The sequence below is a fragment of the Hydrogenophilus islandicus genome (assembly GCF_054657095.1).
Genome location: NZ_BAAHXE010000008.1, coordinates 17086 through 34262 on the forward strand (window position 1 = coordinate 17086; position 17177 = coordinate 34262).

Annotated in this window: 13 protein-coding genes, 4 tRNA genes and 1 other RNA gene; 9 read left to right on the forward strand and 9 right to left on the reverse strand. The window is 64.6% G+C overall.

What is annotated here, in order from left to right:
* Nucleotides 1-8: 8 nt before the first annotated feature.
* Nucleotides 9-2597, reverse strand: coding sequence for a DNA gyrase subunit A (gene gyrA / locus ACYQ6T_RS04105; protein WP_459828014.1), 2589 nt, complete (start codon nt 2595-2597; stop codon nt 9-11).
* Nucleotides 2598-2656: 59 nt separating this feature from the next.
* On the opposite strand from gyrA, the gene ACYQ6T_RS04110 reads away from it, so the two are divergent.
* From ACYQ6T_RS04110 to ACYQ6T_RS04140, 7 genes are all read left to right on the forward strand, one after another.
* Nucleotides 2657-4027, forward strand: coding sequence for a TRZ/ATZ family hydrolase (locus ACYQ6T_RS04110; protein ID WP_459828016.1), 1371 nt, complete (start codon nt 2657-2659; stop codon nt 4025-4027).
* 79 nt (nt 4028-4106) lie between these two features.
* Nucleotides 4107-4793, forward strand: coding sequence for an OmpA family protein (locus ACYQ6T_RS04115; RefSeq protein ID WP_459828018.1), 687 nt, complete (start codon nt 4107-4109; stop codon nt 4791-4793).
* Between the two features lie 59 nt (nt 4794-4852).
* On the forward strand, nt 4853-5578 hold the full coding sequence (ubiG, locus tag ACYQ6T_RS04120) for a bifunctional 2-polyprenyl-6-hydroxyphenol methylase/3-demethylubiquinol 3-O-methyltransferase UbiG (RefSeq protein WP_459828021.1): 726 nt from the start codon (nt 4853-4855) through the stop codon (nt 5576-5578).
* A gap of 16 nt (nt 5579-5594) precedes the next feature.
* Nucleotides 5595-5969, forward strand: a transfer-messenger RNA (tmRNA) gene (gene ssrA, locus ACYQ6T_RS04125).
* Between the two features lie 88 nt (nt 5970-6057).
* Nucleotides 6058-6276, forward strand: coding sequence for a GDCCVxC domain-containing (seleno)protein (locus ACYQ6T_RS04130; RefSeq protein ID WP_459828023.1), 219 nt, complete (start codon nt 6058-6060; stop codon nt 6274-6276).
* Nucleotides 6277-6469: 193 nt separating this feature from the next.
* Nucleotides 6470-7252, forward strand: coding sequence for a phosphate/phosphite/phosphonate ABC transporter substrate-binding protein (locus ACYQ6T_RS04135; protein ID WP_459828025.1), 783 nt, complete (start codon nt 6470-6472; stop codon nt 7250-7252).
* Between the two features lie 54 nt (nt 7253-7306).
* Entirely contained in the window at nt 7307-10099 is a 2793-nt protein-coding gene (locus ACYQ6T_RS04140; RefSeq protein ID WP_459828028.1) for an EAL domain-containing protein, read from the forward strand.
* Nucleotides 10100-10141: 42 nt separating this feature from the next.
* On the opposite strand, the gene ACYQ6T_RS04145 is transcribed toward ACYQ6T_RS04140, so the two are convergent.
* The 3 genes from ACYQ6T_RS04145 to ACYQ6T_RS04155 all read right to left on the reverse strand — a co-directional run bounded on the left by ACYQ6T_RS04145 (nt 10142) and on the right by ACYQ6T_RS04155 (nt 13120).
* Nucleotides 10142-10217, reverse strand: a tRNA-Phe gene (locus ACYQ6T_RS04145).
* Between the two features lie 139 nt (nt 10218-10356).
* Nucleotides 10357-12627: a heavy metal translocating P-type ATPase gene (locus ACYQ6T_RS04150; RefSeq protein WP_459828031.1), complete on the reverse strand. Its 2271-nt coding sequence runs from the start codon at nt 12625-12627 to the stop codon at nt 10357-10359.
* Nucleotides 12628-12637: 10 nt separating this feature from the next.
* A complete protein-coding gene (locus tag ACYQ6T_RS04155) occupies nt 12638-13120 on the reverse strand; it encodes an SPOR domain-containing protein (protein ID WP_459828034.1) in 483 nt (160 codons plus the stop codon).
* Between the two features lie 313 nt (nt 13121-13433).
* Here ACYQ6T_RS04155 and ACYQ6T_RS04160 point away from each other — a divergent pair, with 313 nt between their 5' ends.
* Together ACYQ6T_RS04160 and ACYQ6T_RS04165 are read left to right on the forward strand one after the other, a co-directional pair.
* On the forward strand, nt 13434-14522 hold the full coding sequence (locus tag ACYQ6T_RS04160) for a peptidoglycan-binding domain-containing protein (protein ID WP_459828037.1): 1089 nt from the start codon (nt 13434-13436) through the stop codon (nt 14520-14522).
* Nucleotides 14523-14972, forward strand: a complete 450-nt coding sequence (locus tag ACYQ6T_RS04165; protein WP_459828040.1) for a DUF1178 family protein — start codon at nt 14523-14525, stop codon at nt 14970-14972.
* Between the two features lie 42 nt (nt 14973-15014).
* On the opposite strand, the gene ACYQ6T_RS04170 is transcribed toward ACYQ6T_RS04165, so the two are convergent.
* The 5 genes from ACYQ6T_RS04170 to ACYQ6T_RS04190 form a co-directional block, all read right to left on the reverse strand.
* Nucleotides 15015-15090 (reverse strand) — tRNA-Gly (locus tag ACYQ6T_RS04170).
* A gap of 15 nt (nt 15091-15105) precedes the next feature.
* Nucleotides 15106-15179, reverse strand: a tRNA-Cys gene (locus ACYQ6T_RS04175).
* Nucleotides 15180-15182: 3 nt separating this feature from the next.
* Nucleotides 15183-15258 (reverse strand) — tRNA-Gly (locus ACYQ6T_RS04180).
* A 39-nt stretch (nt 15259-15297) separates the two neighbouring features.
* The gene (locus tag ACYQ6T_RS04185) at nt 15298-16215 is read right to left on the reverse strand and encodes a lysophospholipid acyltransferase family protein (protein ID WP_459828140.1); all 918 of its coding nucleotides are present in this window, start codon (nt 16213-16215) and stop codon (nt 15298-15300) included.
* A gap of 40 nt (nt 16216-16255) precedes the next feature.
* Nucleotides 16256-17131 (reverse strand): lysophospholipid acyltransferase family protein, encoded by an 876-nt coding sequence (locus tag ACYQ6T_RS04190; protein ID WP_459828043.1) that lies wholly within the window; start codon nt 17129-17131, stop codon nt 16256-16258.
* Nucleotides 17132-17177: the final 46 nt, after the last annotated feature.

Sequence of the window (17177 nt, forward strand, 5' to 3'; positions counted from 1 at the left end):
CCGTTGCGCTATTGTCCCTCGACCTCGTCACCCTCGGCATCACCGTTCGGCCCTTTGGCGATCTTGACGACAGCGGCCAGGAGGTCGTTGGCGTCGAGCGCCATCAACGTCACCCCCTGCGTCGACCGCCCCATCTCGCGGATATCGTCGACCGAGGTGCGGATCACGACGCCATTTTGCGACATCAGCATCACCTCGTCGCCGCTACGCACCAGGCACGCCCCGACAAGCCGGCCGTTGCGCGCGGTCGTCTGAATCGCGATCATCCCCTTCGTCCCGCGGCTGTGGCGGGTAAATTCACTCACTGCGGTCCGTTTGCCGTAGCCATTCTCGGTGGCGAAGAGCAGGCTCGCCTCTTCATCGCTCTTGCCAACCACCGTCATCGCCACCACCCGCTGCCCCTCCTCGAGCTGCATCCCGCGCACCCCGCGCGCCTCGCGCCCCATCGGCCGCACCTCCTGCTCGGCAAAGCGCACCGCTTTGCCGGCGTCCGAAAAGAGCATCACGTCGGCCTGACCATCGGTCATCGCCACGCCGATCAGGCGATCGCCATCGTCGAGCTCCAACGCGATGATGCCCGCTTTCCGCGGATGGGCAAAAGCCTCGAGCGCCGTCTTCTTGACCACCCCCTGCGCGGTCGCAAAGAAGAGGTAGGCGTCGGTGGCAAACGATTTCACCGGAAGCACGGCCTGGATCCGCTCGCCCGGCTGGATCGGCAGCAGATTGACGATCGGTTTGCCGCGCCCGGTCCTCCCCCCTTCCGGCAGGTCGAAGACCCGCAACCAATAGACCCGACCCCGGCTCGAGAAGCAGAGGAGCCAGTCGTGCGAATTGGCCACGAAGAGCTGCTCGGCAAAATCGTCCTCTTTCGTCGTCGCCGCGAGCTTACCGCGCCCACCGCGCCGCTGCGCCCGATAGTCGTCGAGCGGCTGGCGCTTCACGTAACCGGAGTGGGTGAGCGTCACCACCGTCTCGTGTGGCGCGATCAGATCTTCGAGGCGAATCTCATCGGCGTCGGTAACGATTTCGCTCCTCCGCGGGTCGCCGAAACGCTCCTTCACTTCACGCAACTCGTCGGCGATGATCGCGGTGACCCGCTCCCGCCGCGCCAAGATATCAAGGAGATCAGTAATGCGGTCGATCACCTCGCGGTATTCGGCAAGGATTTTCTCCTGCTCGAGGCCCGTGAGCCGCTGCAACCGGAGCGCCAGAATCGCGTCAGCCTGTGCGTCACTCAACCGATACCCTTGCTGCGAGAGACCAAACTCCGCGGGCAACCCCTCCGGCCGGTAGGCCCGCGCGTCGGCAACCGCCCGCGCCAACATCTCTTCGACCAACGGGGAGTGCCAGCGCCGCGCCAAAAGGGCCTCTTTGGCCGCTTGCGGCGTGGGAGAGGCCTTGATGAGCGCGATAATCTCGTCGACGTTCGCGAGCGCCACCGCTAGCCCCTCGAGAATATGCCCCCGCTCGCGTGCTTTGCGCAGTTCAAAGACCGTCCGCCGGGTGACCACCTCGCGGCGATGGTCGAGAAACGCGGTCACCAGCTCTTTGAGATTGAGCGTCCGCGGCCGCCCATCGACGAGCGCCACCAGATTCATCCCAAAGGTATCCTGGAGCTGGGTCAATTTGAAGAGGTGATTCAACACCACCTCGGGATGCTCGCCGCGCTTCAACTCGATCACGACCCGCATCCCAGATTTATCCGACTCGTCGCGGATCTCGCTGATCCCTTCGATCCGTTTCTCATTCACCAGCTCGGCGATCCGCTCCAAGAGCACCCGCTTGTTCACCTGGTAGGGGAGCTCGTCGATGATGATCGCCTGCCGCTCAGACGCGCCCCGCCCCACCGTCTCGAAGTGGGTCCGCGCGCGCATCACCACGCGCCCACGGCCCGTACGGTACCCCTCGCGCACCCCTTCCAGACCGACGATCAAGCCGGCGGTAGGAAAATCGGGCGCCGGAATGAAGCGCATCAGCTCATCGACCGTCAGCGCGGGATTTTCGAGGAGCGCAAGCGCCCCATCGACCACCTCGCCCAAATTGTGCGGCGGAATGTTCGTCGCCATCCCCACCGCGATGCCGCTCGCGCCGTTGATCAAGAGGTTCGGCACCCGGGTGGGCAACACCAGCGGCTCGCGTTCGGAGTTGTCGTAGTTCGGGCCAAAATCGACCGTCTCCTTGTCGATGTCGGCAAGGAGCTCGTGGCCGATGCGCGCCATCCGGATCTCGGTGTAGCGCATCGCCGCCGCCGCGTCGCCGTCGACCGAACCGAAGTTCCCCTGACCATCGATGAGCGGATAACGCAAACTGAAATCCTGCGCCATCCGCACGATCGTGTCGTAGACGGCCGAGTCACCGTGCGGGTGGTACTTCCCGATCACGTCCCCGACGATCCGGGCCGACTTTTTGTAGGGCTTGTTCCAGTCGTTCCCCAGCTCGTACATCGCGTAGAGCACCCGGCGATGGACCGGTTTCAGACCGTCCCGCGCGTCCGGAAGCGCCCGCCCCACGATCACGCTCATCGCGTAATCGAGGTAACTGCGGCGCATCTCCTCTTCCAAACTGATCGCCAGGGTTTCCCGAGCAAACGACTCCATACGGTACACTCACACTTTTCGTTGCGGCGATTTTACCACCCTGAGGAAGGGAACGACCGATGATCTCTGCGACCGAACCACCAACTCCCCCGCACACCGCCCCCCCGTCAGAGCCCTCCCGTTTCGTCCTCGCTGCCGCCTGGGTGATCCCTGTCGACCCTCCGGGGGTGGTGCTCACCGACCACGCGATCGTCGTTGCCGACGGGCGGATCGTCGCGCTCCTCCCCACCGCGGAAGCGCGCCACCGCTACCCACCCACCCAATGGGCGTGGATCACCCGCCCCCACCACGCCGCCCTTCCCGGCTGGGTCAACGCCCACACCCACGCCGCGATGACCCTCTTGCGGGGCGCTGCGGACGATTTACCGCTCGAGCGGTGGCTCACCGAAGCGATCTGGCCCCGAGAGCAGGCGCTGGTGAGCAGCGACTTCGTCTATGAAGGGAGTTGGATTGCCGCAGCCGAGATGATTGACGGGGGCGTCACTACTGCGCTTGACATGTACTTCTACCCCGACGCCGCGGCCCGCGCCTTTAGTGAAGCGGGACTGCGGGCGACCATCGGCCTCGTTGTCCTCGAATTCCCCACCCCCTACGCGACCAACGCCGACGACTACCTCACGAAGGGACTCGCCACCTGGGAAAAGTGGCGAGACACGCCGCTCCTCTCCTTTGCGCTCGCGCCGCACGCCCCCTACACCGTCAGCGACGAAACCTTGACACGAATCGCGGCGCTTGCGAACGAACTGGAGCTCCCCGTTCACATCCACCTCAACGAAACCTCAAACGAAACCCCCCAGTCGCTCACCCAATACGGCGTCACGCCGTTGGAGCGGCTGAGCCGAAGCGGGCTCCTCGACACCCCCCGCCTCATCGCTGCCCACGGCGTTCACCTCGACCGCGACGAGTTGGGGCTGCTTGCGCACCACCGCGCGGCGCTCGTCCATTGCCCGACCTCAAACATGAAGCTCGCGAGCGGTGCAGCAAACGTCCCCGCGTGGCTCGAAGCAGGGGTGATCGCGTCGCTGGGAAGTGACGGGGCGGCAAGCAACAACCGCCTCGACCTCTTCTGGGAGATGCGCCACGCCGCGCTGATCGCGAAACTCACCCACTTTGATGCCGCAGCGCTTCCGGCGGCGACCCTTCTGACGATGGCAACCCTGGGTGGTGCGCAAGCACTCGGCCTGGAGAAGGAGATCGGTTCGCTCACCCCAGGCAAGCGCGCCGACCTCATCACCGTCTCGTTCGCCTCGTTCGCCACCCGCCCCGTTTTCGACCCGATTGCGCACCTCATTTGGGTTGCCGACCGCGAAGCAGTCTGTGACGTCTGGATCGACGGGGTCGCCAAAAAGCGCGACCACACCCTCTTGTTGCAAAAAAACAACACAGAATTGGCCTATTGGGCCGAAAAATGGGGTCAACGCGCACCATGAATGCCCCTCCCTGTTGGAATTTTGCGCAAAAGGTCTATAATGGAGCAGTAGTGATCCCAAACAACGAAAGGAAGGAGCTATGAACGTGCGTAACCTTTTGGCAGCGGCACTCGTTGCCGGTTTCTCGATGGCCGCTTTCGCCCAGGATGTTGTCGTCGATCCCAAGCAAGGCAATATTCCCTACGTCATCGATAGCCGTGGCGTTGTCGCGCGCAGCGGCACGGGTCTCTGCTGGCGGACGGGCTTCTGGACCCCGGCCCTTGCCGAACAGGTGAAGGACACCAACGGCAAACCGCTCGCCTGCTCGTGCGATCCTGACGTCATCGCCAAAGAGAAGTGCGAAGCGCCGAAAGCGCAACCCGCAGCGAAAGCGGCGCCGAAACCTGTTGCCGACAAGATCAAACTCTCGGCCGACACCCTCTTTGACTTCGACAAAGCGACGCTGCGCCCCGAAGGCAAACGCACGCTCGACGAGCTTGCGCAGAAAATCAAAGGGATCAACGTCGAGGTGATCCTCGCCGTCGGTCACGCCGACCGCATCGGCTCCGACGCCTACAACCAGAAACTCTCCGAGCGCCGTGCGGAAGCGGTGAAGAAATACCTCGTGAGCAAAGGGGTCCCGGCGAACCGCATCTACACCGAAGGCAAAGGCGAGAAGATGCCGGTCACGGGCAACAAGTGCGACAAGATCAAAGAGCGCAAAGCGCTGATCAAGTGCTTGCAACCGGACCGTCGCGTCGAAGTCGAAGTGATCGGTACCAAGTAACCTTCAACGCCACTGCTCATCAACGCCCTGCTCGATGCAGGGCGTTTTTCTCTCACGCCATGTCCGCTATTCCCAACGTCGACCCAGACGAGATCGCCAAATTCAGCGAGCTCGCCCACCGCTGGTGGGACCCCACCAGTGAATTTCGCCCGTTGCACGAAATCAACCCGCTGCGCCTCGGGTGGATCATCCATGAGTGCGGGACGCTCGCGGGCAAGCGCGTCGTCGATGTCGGATGCGGCGGCGGGATTCTTGCTGAGGCGATGGCACAAGCCGGTGCTGAAGTAACCGGAATCGACCTCTCGGAAAAGGCGCTCACCGTCGCCAAACTCCACGCGCTTGAAAGTGGTGCTCCTGTGCGCTACGAAGCGGCAAGCGCCGAGGAGTTTGCCGAACGCCACCCGGGTGCATTTGACGTCGTCACCTGCATGGAGATGCTCGAACACGTCCCCGACCCGGCGAGCACCATTCGCGCCTGCGCCACTTTGGCCAAACCGGGCGGCAAGGTCTTCTTCGCCACCCTCAACCGGACGGCAAAATCCTACCTCTTTGCGATCATCGGCGCCGAATACCTCCTCAAGCTCCTCCCCAAAGGGACCCACGACTGGCGCAAATTTCTCCGCCCGAGCGAGATTACCGCGTGGGCGGAAGCAGCCCACCTTACTCCGACCGCAATCACCGGGATGACCTACAACCCGGTCACCCAGCGCTATCGACTTTCACCCGACGTTGCGGTAAACTACCTCATCGCTTTCAGCAAATGGCCGGGAACTTCTGGTCGCTGATCGCGTCTCTCCACGTGGGGCCGTACTTGGCTTCGACGGGGACTGCAAAGCAGTCGAGGGCATGCCGAGGTCCAGTTACCTCGTAAATCCACTGGCAAAAAACAAACGCCAACGACGAGCGTTTCGCCGTCGCCGCCTAATCCCGGCGACGCGCTGCACCGGCTTCGCCTCACGGCCGGATGGTGACTTCGGTCACCTCTGCAGCGTCATCCTTTGAGGCTAGCGGGAGCTCCTTCGCCGTTTGGGAGTTCCACGCGAAACCCAAAACGGCTCGCGCAGACGTGGCGGGCGCCTTGGCCGGCGTCGGCGCTAAAACCAACAAGGCGATAAGCATGTAGTCCTCGCTGTGGAGGGTTTCCGGACGGGGGTTCGACTCCCCCCGGCTCCACCATTTTGACTCGCGCACGAGAGCCCCGCCTGTGCGCAAGGCACCTGTGCGGCAGCGCTCGATTTTCCAAAAGAGGCTGGAGGGGGTGGATATGGGTGAGCTGATCCTGCAATCGACGCTGACCTGCCCGGTCTGCGGCCACGTGACCACCGAGACGATGCCCACCGACGCCTGTCAGTGGTTCTACGAGTGCGAAGCGTGCCACACGGTATTGAAGCCTAAACCGGGCGATTGCTGTGTCTTCTGCTCCTACGGTTCTGTTCCCTGCCCGCCGATTCAGGAGCGTCGCAAGAACGACTCTCTCCGCTAGCCGATTCCGGCAGTTGCACGGGCGAGCTCTCTCCTCCGCGAGTCCGTCCTGGCAACGGCCATTCACTCCCCGACAAAAATCTTTACTCCACCGAGTGACCCGCTACGGAAACCTCGCCACGGCGATTTTTCGGCTAGAATCGGCGCGTAGCCCTGCTGAAATCCAGCCTGTTAGCGCCGCCGGGGAGAGTTCCATGACTCGTCTTGCCACTGTCTTCATCGCCCTGCTGTTGCTCCTCGCTTCCCCTGCCCGTGCAGAGAACAGCTACACCTTCGGCGTGGTGCCCCAGCGCACACCCCAGCTCACGGCCCAATACTGGAACCCCATCCTCGCCTACGTGAGCAGCAAGGCCGGCGTGCGGCTTGAGCTCGTCACCCGCAAAAATGCGGTGGAATACTCCCAGGCGGAGGCGCGCGGGGAGTTCGATTTCACCTACAACAACCACATCTTCGCCCCCGACCACGAGGCAGCCCACTACCGCGTGCTGGCGCGCCCGGCGGGCGAGCCCATCCATGGCCAGATCGTAGTGGCCGCCTCTTCCCCGCTTCGCAACCTCGAAGATTTGCGCAGCCAGGAGGTGGGCTTTCCCAGCAAGGCCGCCTTCGTCGCCTACGCCGTGCCCATGGTGGCGCTGGCAAAAGCGGGCATCACGGTCAAGCCGGTCTTCGGCGGCAATCAGGAGGGGGTAATGGCGCAACTGCGGGCGGGAACGATCCAGGCCGCCGCGGTCAACGCCCGGGTGATGGCCGAATATGCGGCGCGGGAGCAGTTCTCCTACCGCGCGCTGTGGACCTCGGAACCCTTCCTCGACCTCCCCATCGCCGTCCACCCCCGCGTCCCGCCAACGGTGGCCGAGGCGGTGCGGGAGGCCTTGGTGGGCATGGCGAAGGACCCCGATGGGCTGCGCATCCTGGAAGCCGCGGCCCGGCTCGTGGGGATGAGGCCCCCCCTACGGCTTCGTGCCGGCCCGGGATGAGGAGTACGCCAACCAGCGGGAGGTCTATCGCCAGCTGTGGCAACTGGAGGGGCGATGAGCGTACGCGCCCCCCACGCCGCCCCATGGCAGCGGCTCACGCTGCTGCAGCGCGTCCTCTTCATCAGCGGACTTGCCCTCGCCGTGGCGGGGGCGCTGCTGCTCTTCGTGTCCACGGCGCGGGATGCGGAGCACCTGCGTGACCAGATGGCGGAGAACCTCACGCTGGAGATGGAATCCTTGCTGCTCGCACTCGCCGACGACGTGGTCACCGGCGACTTCGCGAGCATCGAACAGGAGCTGAGGGAGCGAGTCAAGCGCCGCGACATCGCCCGCATGGCCTTCCTGCCTGCCCGCGGCGGCGCGGTGGAGGCGACGGACAAGGTGGAACCGCCCCGTGCCCCCACCTGGTTCGCGGCCCTCGCCCGGCTGCCCGCCCCGGAGATGCGCCGGCCCTTGGTGGTGGGGGGGCGAAACTACGGCGAGGTGGTGATCCGCATGACCACCACCCCGGCCCTCGATCGCCTGTGGCAAAACTTCGTCAGCCACCTCTCGATCCTGCTGCTGGCGGTGGCCATCGACTTCACCGGCATCTTCCTCGTCTTGAAGAGCGCCACCCGGCCCCTGGCGGCCCTGGGCGAGGGGGCACGGGCGCTGGAGCGGGGCGATCTTTCCCATCGCATCCCGCGCCAGGGCAGCCCCGAGCTCCTCGAAGTCATCGACGCCTTCAACCGCATGGCCGCGGCGCTCTCCGCGGCGCGGGAGGCGCTCCACGACGAGTCGGAACGTCTGCGGGTCACCCTGGAATCCATCGGCGACGGTGTCATCGCCACCGATACCGAAGGCCGGGTCGAATTCATGAACCGGGTCGCAGAAGCCTTGACCGGCTGGACCGCCGGCGAGGCGAGGGGCCGCTCCATCCTGGAGGTGTTCGTCATCGTCAACGAGACCACGCGCGCGGAAGTCGAATGTCCCGTCGGCCGCTGCCTGCGCGAAGGAGTGATTGTGGACCTGGCCAACCATACGCTGCTCATCGCCCGGGATGGCCGCGAGCGCCCCATCGCCGATTCCGCCGCTCCCATCCGCGGCGCGGATGGCCGCACCCACGGCGCGGTGCTGGTGTTTCGCGACCAGAGCGAAGAGCGTGCACTCATCGAGCGCCTGCGCCTCACAGCGAGCGTCTTTGAGCATTCCCTGAACGGTGTGATGATTGCCGATGCACAAAAACACCTCGTGGAGGTGAACCCTGCCTACACGCGCATCACCGGCTTTACCCGTGAGGAAGCCATCGGCGCGCCGCCCAAGTGCTTCGTTTCCGGAATCAACGATGCCCGATTGATGCAGACGGTGTTCGCCGAACTGGAAACACGGGGCCACTGGCACGGCGAGATGAACAACCAGCGCAAGGACGGAACCCTCTTTCCCATGGAGCTCGCGGTCGTCGCCGTGCGTGACGAGGAAGGCCGCCCCACCCATTACATCGGCATCTTCCGCGACCTCACCCAGATCAAGGCCCAGGAAGCCCAATTGAGGCACCTGGCCTACCATGACGCCCTCACGGGGCTGCCCAACCGGGCCTTGCTCGCGGACCGCATGCGCATCGCGCTCGCCCACGCGCAGCGCAGCGGTGAGCGGCTGGCGGTGTGCTACCTCGATCTCGATGGCTTCAAGCCCATCAACGACCGCCTGGGCCACGCCGTGGGCGACCGCCTGCTGCAGGAGATCGCCCGGCGGCTGGAGCAGGCTGTGCGCGGCGGCGACACGGTGGCGCGCCTGGGGGGCGACGAGTTCGTGCTGCTCCTCAACCACCTCACCGGGCTCGAGCAGTGCAAAAACATTCTCGACCGCTTACTTCAGTCCGTAACCCAGCCCCTCCTCATCGACGGCGAGAGCCTCACCATTCACGCCAGCATCGGTGTCACCCTCTACCCCGACGATGCCGCCGATGCCGACACCCTGCTGCGCCATGCCGACCAGGCGCTCTACGCCGCCAAGGAGACGGGGCGCAACCGCTACCAGTTCTTCGACGTGCGAAATGCCTTCGTTTCCCGCGAGCATCGCTCGGTATTGGCCCGCCTGGAAGAGGCCCTGGAAAAGGGGGAATTCCGCCTTTACTACCAGCCCAAGGTGGATGTGCGTGAAGGCAAGGTAGTGGCGGTCGAGGCTCTGATCCGCTGGCAGCATCCGGAGCGGGGGCTGGTGCTGCCGGGGGAATTCCTGCCGCGCCTAGCCGGCTCGGAGCTGGAGCAGCGGGTTGGGGAATGGGTCATCAGCACGGCACTCGGCCAGATGGCAACCTGGCGTGCTGCGGGGCTCGACTTTCTGGTATGCGTCAACATCTCGCCCCACCATCTCGCCCAGCCGGACTTCCCCGTGCGCCTTGGGGAGCTCCTGCGCCGCCACGCCGAAGTGCCGCCGGAGAGGCTCGAGCTGGAGGTGCTGGAAAGCGCCGCGCTCGACGACATGGACAGTGTGTTGCCCTTGATGGAAGCCTGCCGCAGCCTGGGCGTGCAGTTCGCCCTGGACGACTTCGGCACGGGCTACTCTTCGCTCACCTATCTCAAGCGGCTGCCGGTAAGCGTGCTCAAGATCGACCAGAGCTTCGTGCGCGACATGCTGGACAATCCCGAAGACCAGGCCATCGTCGCCGGTATCATCGGCCTCTCTGAGGCGTTCCACATCGCCGTGGTCGCCGAAGGGGTGGAGACGAGCGCCCACGTCTGCGCCCTGTTGCGCATGGGCTGTGGTCTGCTGCAAGGCTATGGCATCGCCCGCCCCATGCCTGCAGAAGCGATTCCATCCTGGGTGGCAAACTGGCGGCCGGATGCAGCGTGGGTGAACTGTCCCTGATCGTCAGGGGACATTATGAGACACGCTGGGGACTGGAAATTTTGGTGGCCAGGGGCGGAATCGAACCACCGACACGCGGATTTTCAGTCCGCTGCTCTACCAACTGAGCTACCTGGCCGAGGAATCAAAATGATACACCAACTTCCCCCTGCCGTCAATCGTTCGAGCGCGCCGAACCACCCCTTACGAGGGTCTGCTCAACCAGAACCAATAGATGACGAACACGGCAAGCGCGATCAGCAGGATATTGAGTACGATCATCTCGCCCCCTTTTTCCCTGAGGAGGGTTGGAAAAAGCGCAGTCGGTTGGCGTTGGTAACGACGGTGAACGAGGAGAGCGACATCGCCGCTCCGGCCACCACAGGGTTCAACAACATCCCGGTGAAGGGGTAGAGGACGCCTGCGGCGATCGGAATCCCGAGGACGTTGTAGATAAACGCACCGAAAAGGTTCTGCCGGATATTGCGCACCGTCGCGGCAGAAATTTCGATCGCGTCGGCGACCCCGTGGAGCGAACCACGCATCAGTACGACGTCGGCGCTCTCGATTGCCACGTCGGTACCGGTGCCGATCGCAAAACCGACGTCCGCCTCGGCCAATGCCGGCGCGTCGTTGATCCCGTCGCCGACCATCGCCACCTTCACCCCCTGTTGCCGCAACCGCCGAACCTCCTCTGCCTTCTCGTGCGGCAGGAGCTCCGCCCGCACCTCGTCGATCCCGACCTGCTCCGCCACCGCACGAGCCGTTACCGCAAGATCCCCTGTGAGCATCACCACTTTGAGCCCGAGCCGATGGAGCCGCTCGATCGCTTCGCGACTATCGGCTTTGATCGGGTCGGCGACATAGATCACGCCGGCAATTCTCCCCGCCACCGCAACAAACAGGGGCGTCGCCCCTTGCGCGGCGTGGGCGCTTGCCCGATGCTCCCACGTGGCGCTGTCTACCCCTTCCTCACGCAACCAGCGCAGCTGCCCGATGCGCACCGACTCCCCGAGGACCGTTCCGCGCACCCCTTTCCCGGCAACCGCATGAAAGTCGGCGGCGGCTGGAATTGCAAGTTGCCGCTCGCGCGCCGCTTCGACCACCGCGAGTGCCAAGGGATGCTCCGAACCATTCTCCAAGCCGGCCGCAAGCTCGAGGAGCCGCTCCTCTGGGATTCCGTCACTCTCGATCGCGACCACCTTGGGGCGCCCTTCGGTGACGGTACCCGTTTTGTCGACGACGACAACGTCGAGTTCGCTCGCCCGCTGGAGTGCGTCGCCGTTGCGGATGAGCACCCCCGCTTCGGCCGCTTTGCCGACGCCGACCATCACCGACATCGGCGTCGCGAGCCCGAGCGCACACGGGCAGGCGATGATGAGCACCGTGGTGAGCGCCACCAACGCATGGGCCACCCGCGGCTCCGGTCCAAAGTTGAGCCAGATGAGCGCAGCGGCGATCGCGATGAGCAACACCGTCGGGACAAAGACCCCGGCGATTCTATCGGCAAGCCGCCCGAGCGCCGGTTTCGCGTTCTGCGCTGCTTTGACCATCTGGATGATCTGCGCGAGCACCGTATCCTTGCCCACCCGGGTGGCGCGAAAGAGGAAGCTTCCAGCGCCATTGATCGTCCCGCCGGTGACACGATCCCCCGGCCCTTTCGCAACCGGCATCGGCTCCCCGGTGAGCATCGACTCGTCGACGAAGCTACTTCCCTCGACCACCTCGCCGTCGACGGGGATCCGCTCGCCGGGACGGACGCGGATCAGATCCCCGACCTGGACCGCTGCGACCGGAAGGTCGCGTTCCCCCTCCGCGGTCACGACCCGTGCCTGCTTGGGCTGAAGGCCGAGGAGCCGTTTGATCGCCTGCGACGTCTTCCCGCGCGCCCGGGTCTCAAGCGCGAGGCCGAGGTTGACGAGGCCGATGATCATCGCCGACGCCTCGAAATAGACGTGCCGCGCCTCGTGCGGAACCGCCTCCGGGAAGAGCACGACCGCCATCGAGTAGAGCCAGGCAACCCCGGTACCGGTCGCGACCAGCGTGTCCATGTTCGCCGTATGTTGGCGAAAAGCGCTCCACGCCCCTTTGAAGAAGTGGCCACCGCTGTGGATGAGCACGGCGAGCGTGAAGAGGCCGACGACCAACCACCCCCAACGGCTCATTCCGGTATCGACGACCATCTCACCGCCGAAAACGCCGTAGAGCATGAGCGGCACGCCGACAAGGAGCGCGAAGATCATGTCGCGCAACCGCGCACGGGCAAAAGCCGCCTCTGCCGCCTCTTTCTCGTCAAGCGCCCGCGCCTCATCCTGCACCGGGGTGGCCCCATACCCCGCCGCCTCGAGCGCCGCAATGAGCGACGCTACAGGCGCGGTCCCTTCCACGAGCGCGGTCCGTTCAGCGAAATTGACGACTGCCCGTGTCACCCCCGGCACCCGGGCAAGCGTCTCCTCGACCTTCCGCACACACCCCGCGCACTTGACGCCTGAAAGGAGGAGTTGCACGCTCGCCTCTTCTTGCGACGCAACGACTGCTTGACTGTTCATACCTGACTCCTTAGCGATCCCACGGCTTTACCGCTTGTGCGGGGACAATCTGCGGCTGCGCGACGAGGAGCGCCGCCGGCACCGTAAAGAGCGCCTCCCGCGCCTCCACCTCTGTGGCAAAGGGACCCAAGAGCAGCAGCCACTCGCGCCGCCCGCGGGTGGTGTGGGGAACCCACACGAGGCGCTCGTCGCGCTCCGCGAGCTCCTTCTGCAGTTTGCGCAAAGCAGCCAGAGCCTCTGCCCGCTGTTCCTCCCGATACCGGCGCACGATCAACACCCACCGCTTTTTCGCCTGCCAGGAGCGCAGCAGATCGAGATTCTGCGCACGAAGCGCATCGTCCCCGTGCGGCTGTTCCTCATGAGGTGCATCTTCCCTGAGTGGCTGTTCCTCAGGAGGCGACTCCCAGGGAGAACGCTCCGGGGGAGAAGCAGTCCCCCCAGGAGCCCCCTCAGATTCGCCACTGGCCGCAACCTCCTTTGGAGGCAATGGCATGGCCAAAGGTTCCGGGGAACTTTGCGCGAGCACCCTCGGGCGTTCCGGCGATTCGAATCGATCGGCTGCGGGAGCAGTCATGACGCTAGGAACTACCCCACCCTCGTTGGCCTCCTCAGCGCCGAGGGACAACGACTGTCGCACGTCCCCTTCTTCCCACCAAAGGACAGCGAAAAACCCCGACCAAAACGCCATGAAAACCCAAACGCCACTCCACAGCCAGCGGGAAACTCGCCACGCGCTCTTTGGCATCCTTTGCCCCAGAAAAATTTCGTTACAATTCTACCCGTTTGTGCCACCTGGAAGAGCTAAAATGAGACACCCCCCCGTGAGTTTATGGATCGCCGTCGCGGCATCCCTTTCGGCCTGCGCGCAACTCAACGCCTCGAATGCAACCCCCGCCACCCCACTTCAGGCCACAGCACACCCTTCACCCACCGCACCCACCTCGTCGACAGCCACGAGTGCGCCGATTGCGGCGCAGCCGGTGCAGGGTTCGCCCGCCCCAACCCCTTCTGATCCACTGGCAACCCCCGTCGCACCGGGGCAGTGTTGGGTCCAGGCGGTCGTCTACCCCCTTCCCCGCAAGGAACCCCTCCCCGTCACCCTCCAAGAGGGGGCGACCACTTTTGAGGTCACGCCGGCGCAGCTCGCCAAAACCGAGAAGACGGTGACGATCCGCGAGGGAGGGACAACCTACCGGATCGAACCCCCCGTCTACAAAGCGGTGAAAGAGAGGGTGCTCGTCAAGCCCGAAATCCGGCGCACCATTACCATCCCGCCCGTCTATGAGACGCGCACCGAAACAGTGGTGATCGAAGCCGAACGAACAGTCCTTGAAAAGTGCCGGATCCCCGGCGTCAACCGCATGCTGGAAGGGGCGGTTCAACCGCTCTGTGCCCGCACGATCCCGGCCAAAACCCAACAGGTGAAACGGCGTGTCTTGGTGCAACCGGCAACGACCAAAGAGGAGGTGATCCCTGCCGAATACAAAGAGGTGACCCGCTGGGTGGTCGAGCGGCCCGCACGGGCGGTTCCAGTCGAAATCGAGCCGACGGTTAAGAAAATCCCCGCGCTCGAAGTCGCCCAGCCCGAAGAGGTCAAAGAGCGGGCGATCCCCCCGAAGGTGGTCGAGCTGGTTCAGACGCTCTATGAGGGAGAACCGAAGGTTGCGTTAAGGCAAGCGATCTGCGACAGCGACCTCACCCCAGAACTGGTCAAAACACTTCAAGAGAATCTCAAAGCGGCAGGTTACGACCCCGGTCCGATCGATGGCAAACTCGGCGTGGCCACAAGCCGGGCACTGATCGCCTACCAACGGAGCCACGGACTGGCGGCGGGCGCGGTGACCTTCGAGACCTTGGAGCACTTCCGTATCCCCTTACCTTCAGGTGGGCGCTGAATGGTCGTCTTCGATCTCGCCTGCGTCAACGCCCATCGATTCGAACTCTGGGTCCCTTCCGCCGAGACGCTCGACCAACAGATCGCCGCAGGGTGGGTCTCCTGCCCCCACTGCGGCACGGTCTCCGTCTCCCGCCTTCCCGCAGCGCCGGCAGTCCATACCGCTACCCAAGAGGCCGAAACTTCTCTCCCGCCCCCAAGTCGGCAAACAGGGGAACCCGAAGAAAACCTGGCGGCGCAACTCGCCCGTTTGTGGCGAGCGATGCGGCAACTCCAAAAAGAGGCGGAAGATGTCGGCGTGCGTTTCCCCGAGGAGGCGCGCCGGATTCACTACGGGGAGGCGCCACATCGCCCGATCAAAGGAAAAGCGGAGCGCGACGAGGTGGCGTCACTGCTCAATGAGGGGATTCTTGTGGTGCCACTCCCTCCCGACAAAGAGGAGATGCACTGAACTTCAGCTTAGAGGGAAAGGGGTTTCGAGAAGGGGAGATCGTGGAGCGGGAAACGGGACTCGAACCCGCGACCCCAACCTTGGCAAGGTTGTGCTCTACCAACTGAGCTATTCCCGCAGTGCTAACCAGCTCTGGAGGCGCGGGCCGGAATCGAACCGACGTCCAAGGATTTGCAGTCCTCTGCATAACCACTCTGCCACCGCGCCGCATGGAGCGGGAAACGGGACTCGAACCCGCGACCCCAACCTTGGCAAGGTTGTGCTCTACCAACTGAGCTATTCCCGCTCTGCGAGGGTTGCAATTATAACCAAGCGAGTGGCAAAGTCAACCGCTGCGCTGGCTTCGTGCCCTCCGATACCACGCCCCTTTCCCCTCGGGCTGCGTCTTGAAGCGCCGATGGACCCAGAGGTACTGCGCCGGCAGCTGCCGCACCGCCGCTTCGATCTCCCGATTCATCCGCTCAACGTCGGCAACCTCGTCCCCTGAGGGGTAGTTGGGCCACGGGGCGGAGAAGTGGGCGCAATAACCGCGGCCATTCGGCTCGATTTCGGCAACGCAGAGCACCACGGCTGCGCCCGTGAGCCGCGCGAGGCGCGGGAGCGCCGTGATCGTCGCTGCGGGTACGCCGAAAAAGGGAACGAAGATCGCCTCTTTTGCGCCGTAGTCGAGATCGGGGAGATAGTAAAACGGCCGCCCCGCGCGCAGTGCCCGCACCACCGGACGGATTCCGTCTTGCCGAGCGACAAGGAGCTGCGCCCCGAAACGGGTCCGGCCATGAAGCAACCAACGGTCGGCAACCACCCTGCGCCGCTGTCGCGAATAGACGCTGACGAAATCCCCTTCGAGGGTGAGCCTCGTCCCCACCAGATCAAGCCCGAGAAAGTGGGGCGTCACCAGAATCACCGGCCGCCCTTGCGCAATGAGCGGCGCCACATGCTCCGACCAGCCGTCGAGGGCCACTAACCGCCGAATCCGCGCCGGGGAGGCAAACCAGGCGATCCCCCGCTCCAGGAGACTTCGCCCCAACAAGCGGAAGTGGTCGCGCAACAACGCCTGCCGCTCCCGCTCACTCTTCTCCGGGAAACAGAGGGCGAGATTGACCGCCGCAATGTGGCGCCGCCGCCGTGCGAGAAGATAGAGGAGCACCCCAAACCCTTTGCCCACTTGGGCAAGGAGCGGCAAGGGCAACCACGAAAGGGTCCAGATGAGGGCCACCACCAGCCGGTCGGCCTGGCGCAGCAGCCAGAGGCGCAGCGGCGCATCCTTATGCCAAGCCCAGCGCTTACCCACGATCGACCCCTGCCGGCACTTTGAAGCGGGGATACCCCCACAGGTACTGCTCCGGCGCACGCCGGATCCACGCCTCCAACGCCCGGTTGATCTCCGCGGCACGATCGCTCACCGTGGCATCCGGCTGCGACCACGTGAGCGGCGCGAAATGGAGGCGAAACCCCTCGCCGTGGGGCAACCGCTCGCCCCAAACAAGGACGGTGGTGACGTGGGAAAGCAAGCTCAAGCGTGCCGCAAGCGTCATCGTCCACGCCGGCTGGCCGAAAAAGGGGGCCCAAACCCCCTCCCCCGCCTTCGGAGTCTGATCGGGCAGCAACCCCACCGCCTCGCCACGACGCAGCGCAGCGACGAGCTGCCGCACGCCGCTTCGCGTCGTCGGGGCCAAACGCACTCCCCCACGACCCCGCCCTGCCTCCATCATGGGTGCGAGCTCGGCGATGCGCGGCGGCCGGTAGAGCACCGTGAGCGGCACAAACTGCCCAGCCCAGAGCGAGGTGATCTCGAAGCAGCCGAGGTGGGGGGTGAGAAAGAGGATCCCCTGCCCCGCTTCGCGCGCTGCACAGACCTGATCCCACCCCTCCACGGCGCGCACCTCCGCCAATACCTCCTCGAAGGGGTGGAGCCAGAGCCAGAGGGCTTCGACGATCTGCGCCCCCGATTCGCCAATCACCCGTCGGCGAAGCGATCGGCGCCACATCCCCGCAGTTGCTAAGGTCTCATCGAGATCGCGCCGGTAGCGGGAGGAGGTGAGCCACCACACCCACCCCAAGAGCCGACCCAGCCGCTGCGCCCCCCGAAGATCGAGCCGGCGAAGCAAGCCGATCACGGTTGCGAGAAGGAGCTTTTTTGCCGTTGCCGTTGTTGCCAAAGGATGTTCCCGCCTGGACAAAATTTTGCTATGATAACTGCACATC

Coding starts and splice junctions, on each gene's coding strand:
- ACYQ6T_RS04140 (WP_459828028.1), top strand. CDS start 7,307: ATGAGCGTACGCGCCCCCCACGCCGCCCCATGGCAGCGGCTCACGCTG.
- ACYQ6T_RS04155 (WP_459828034.1), bottom strand. CDS start 13,120: ATGCCATTGCCTCCAAAGGAGGTTGCGGCCAGTGGCGAATCTGAGGGG.
- ACYQ6T_RS04165 (WP_459828040.1), top strand. CDS start 14,523: ATGGTCGTCTTCGATCTCGCCTGCGTCAACGCCCATCGATTCGAACTC.
- ACYQ6T_RS04115 (WP_459828018.1), top strand. CDS start 4,107: ATGAACGTGCGTAACCTTTTGGCAGCGGCACTCGTTGCCGGTTTCTCG.
- ubiG (WP_459828021.1), top strand. CDS start 4,853: ATGTCCGCTATTCCCAACGTCGACCCAGACGAGATCGCCAAATTCAGC.
- ACYQ6T_RS04135 (WP_459828025.1), top strand. CDS start 6,470: ATGACTCGTCTTGCCACTGTCTTCATCGCCCTGCTGTTGCTCCTCGCT.
- ACYQ6T_RS04110 (WP_459828016.1), top strand. CDS start 2,657: ATGATCTCTGCGACCGAACCACCAACTCCCCCGCACACCGCCCCCCCG.
- ACYQ6T_RS04130 (WP_459828023.1), top strand. CDS start 6,058: ATGGGTGAGCTGATCCTGCAATCGACGCTGACCTGCCCGGTCTGCGGC.
- ACYQ6T_RS04150 (WP_459828031.1), bottom strand. CDS start 12,627: ATGAACAGTCAAGCAGTCGTTGCGTCGCAAGAAGAGGCGAGCGTGCAA.
- gyrA (WP_459828014.1), bottom strand. CDS start 2,597: ATGGAGTCGTTTGCTCGGGAAACCCTGGCGATCAGTTTGGAAGAGGAG.
- ACYQ6T_RS04160 (WP_459828037.1), top strand. CDS start 13,434: ATGAGACACCCCCCCGTGAGTTTATGGATCGCCGTCGCGGCATCCCTT.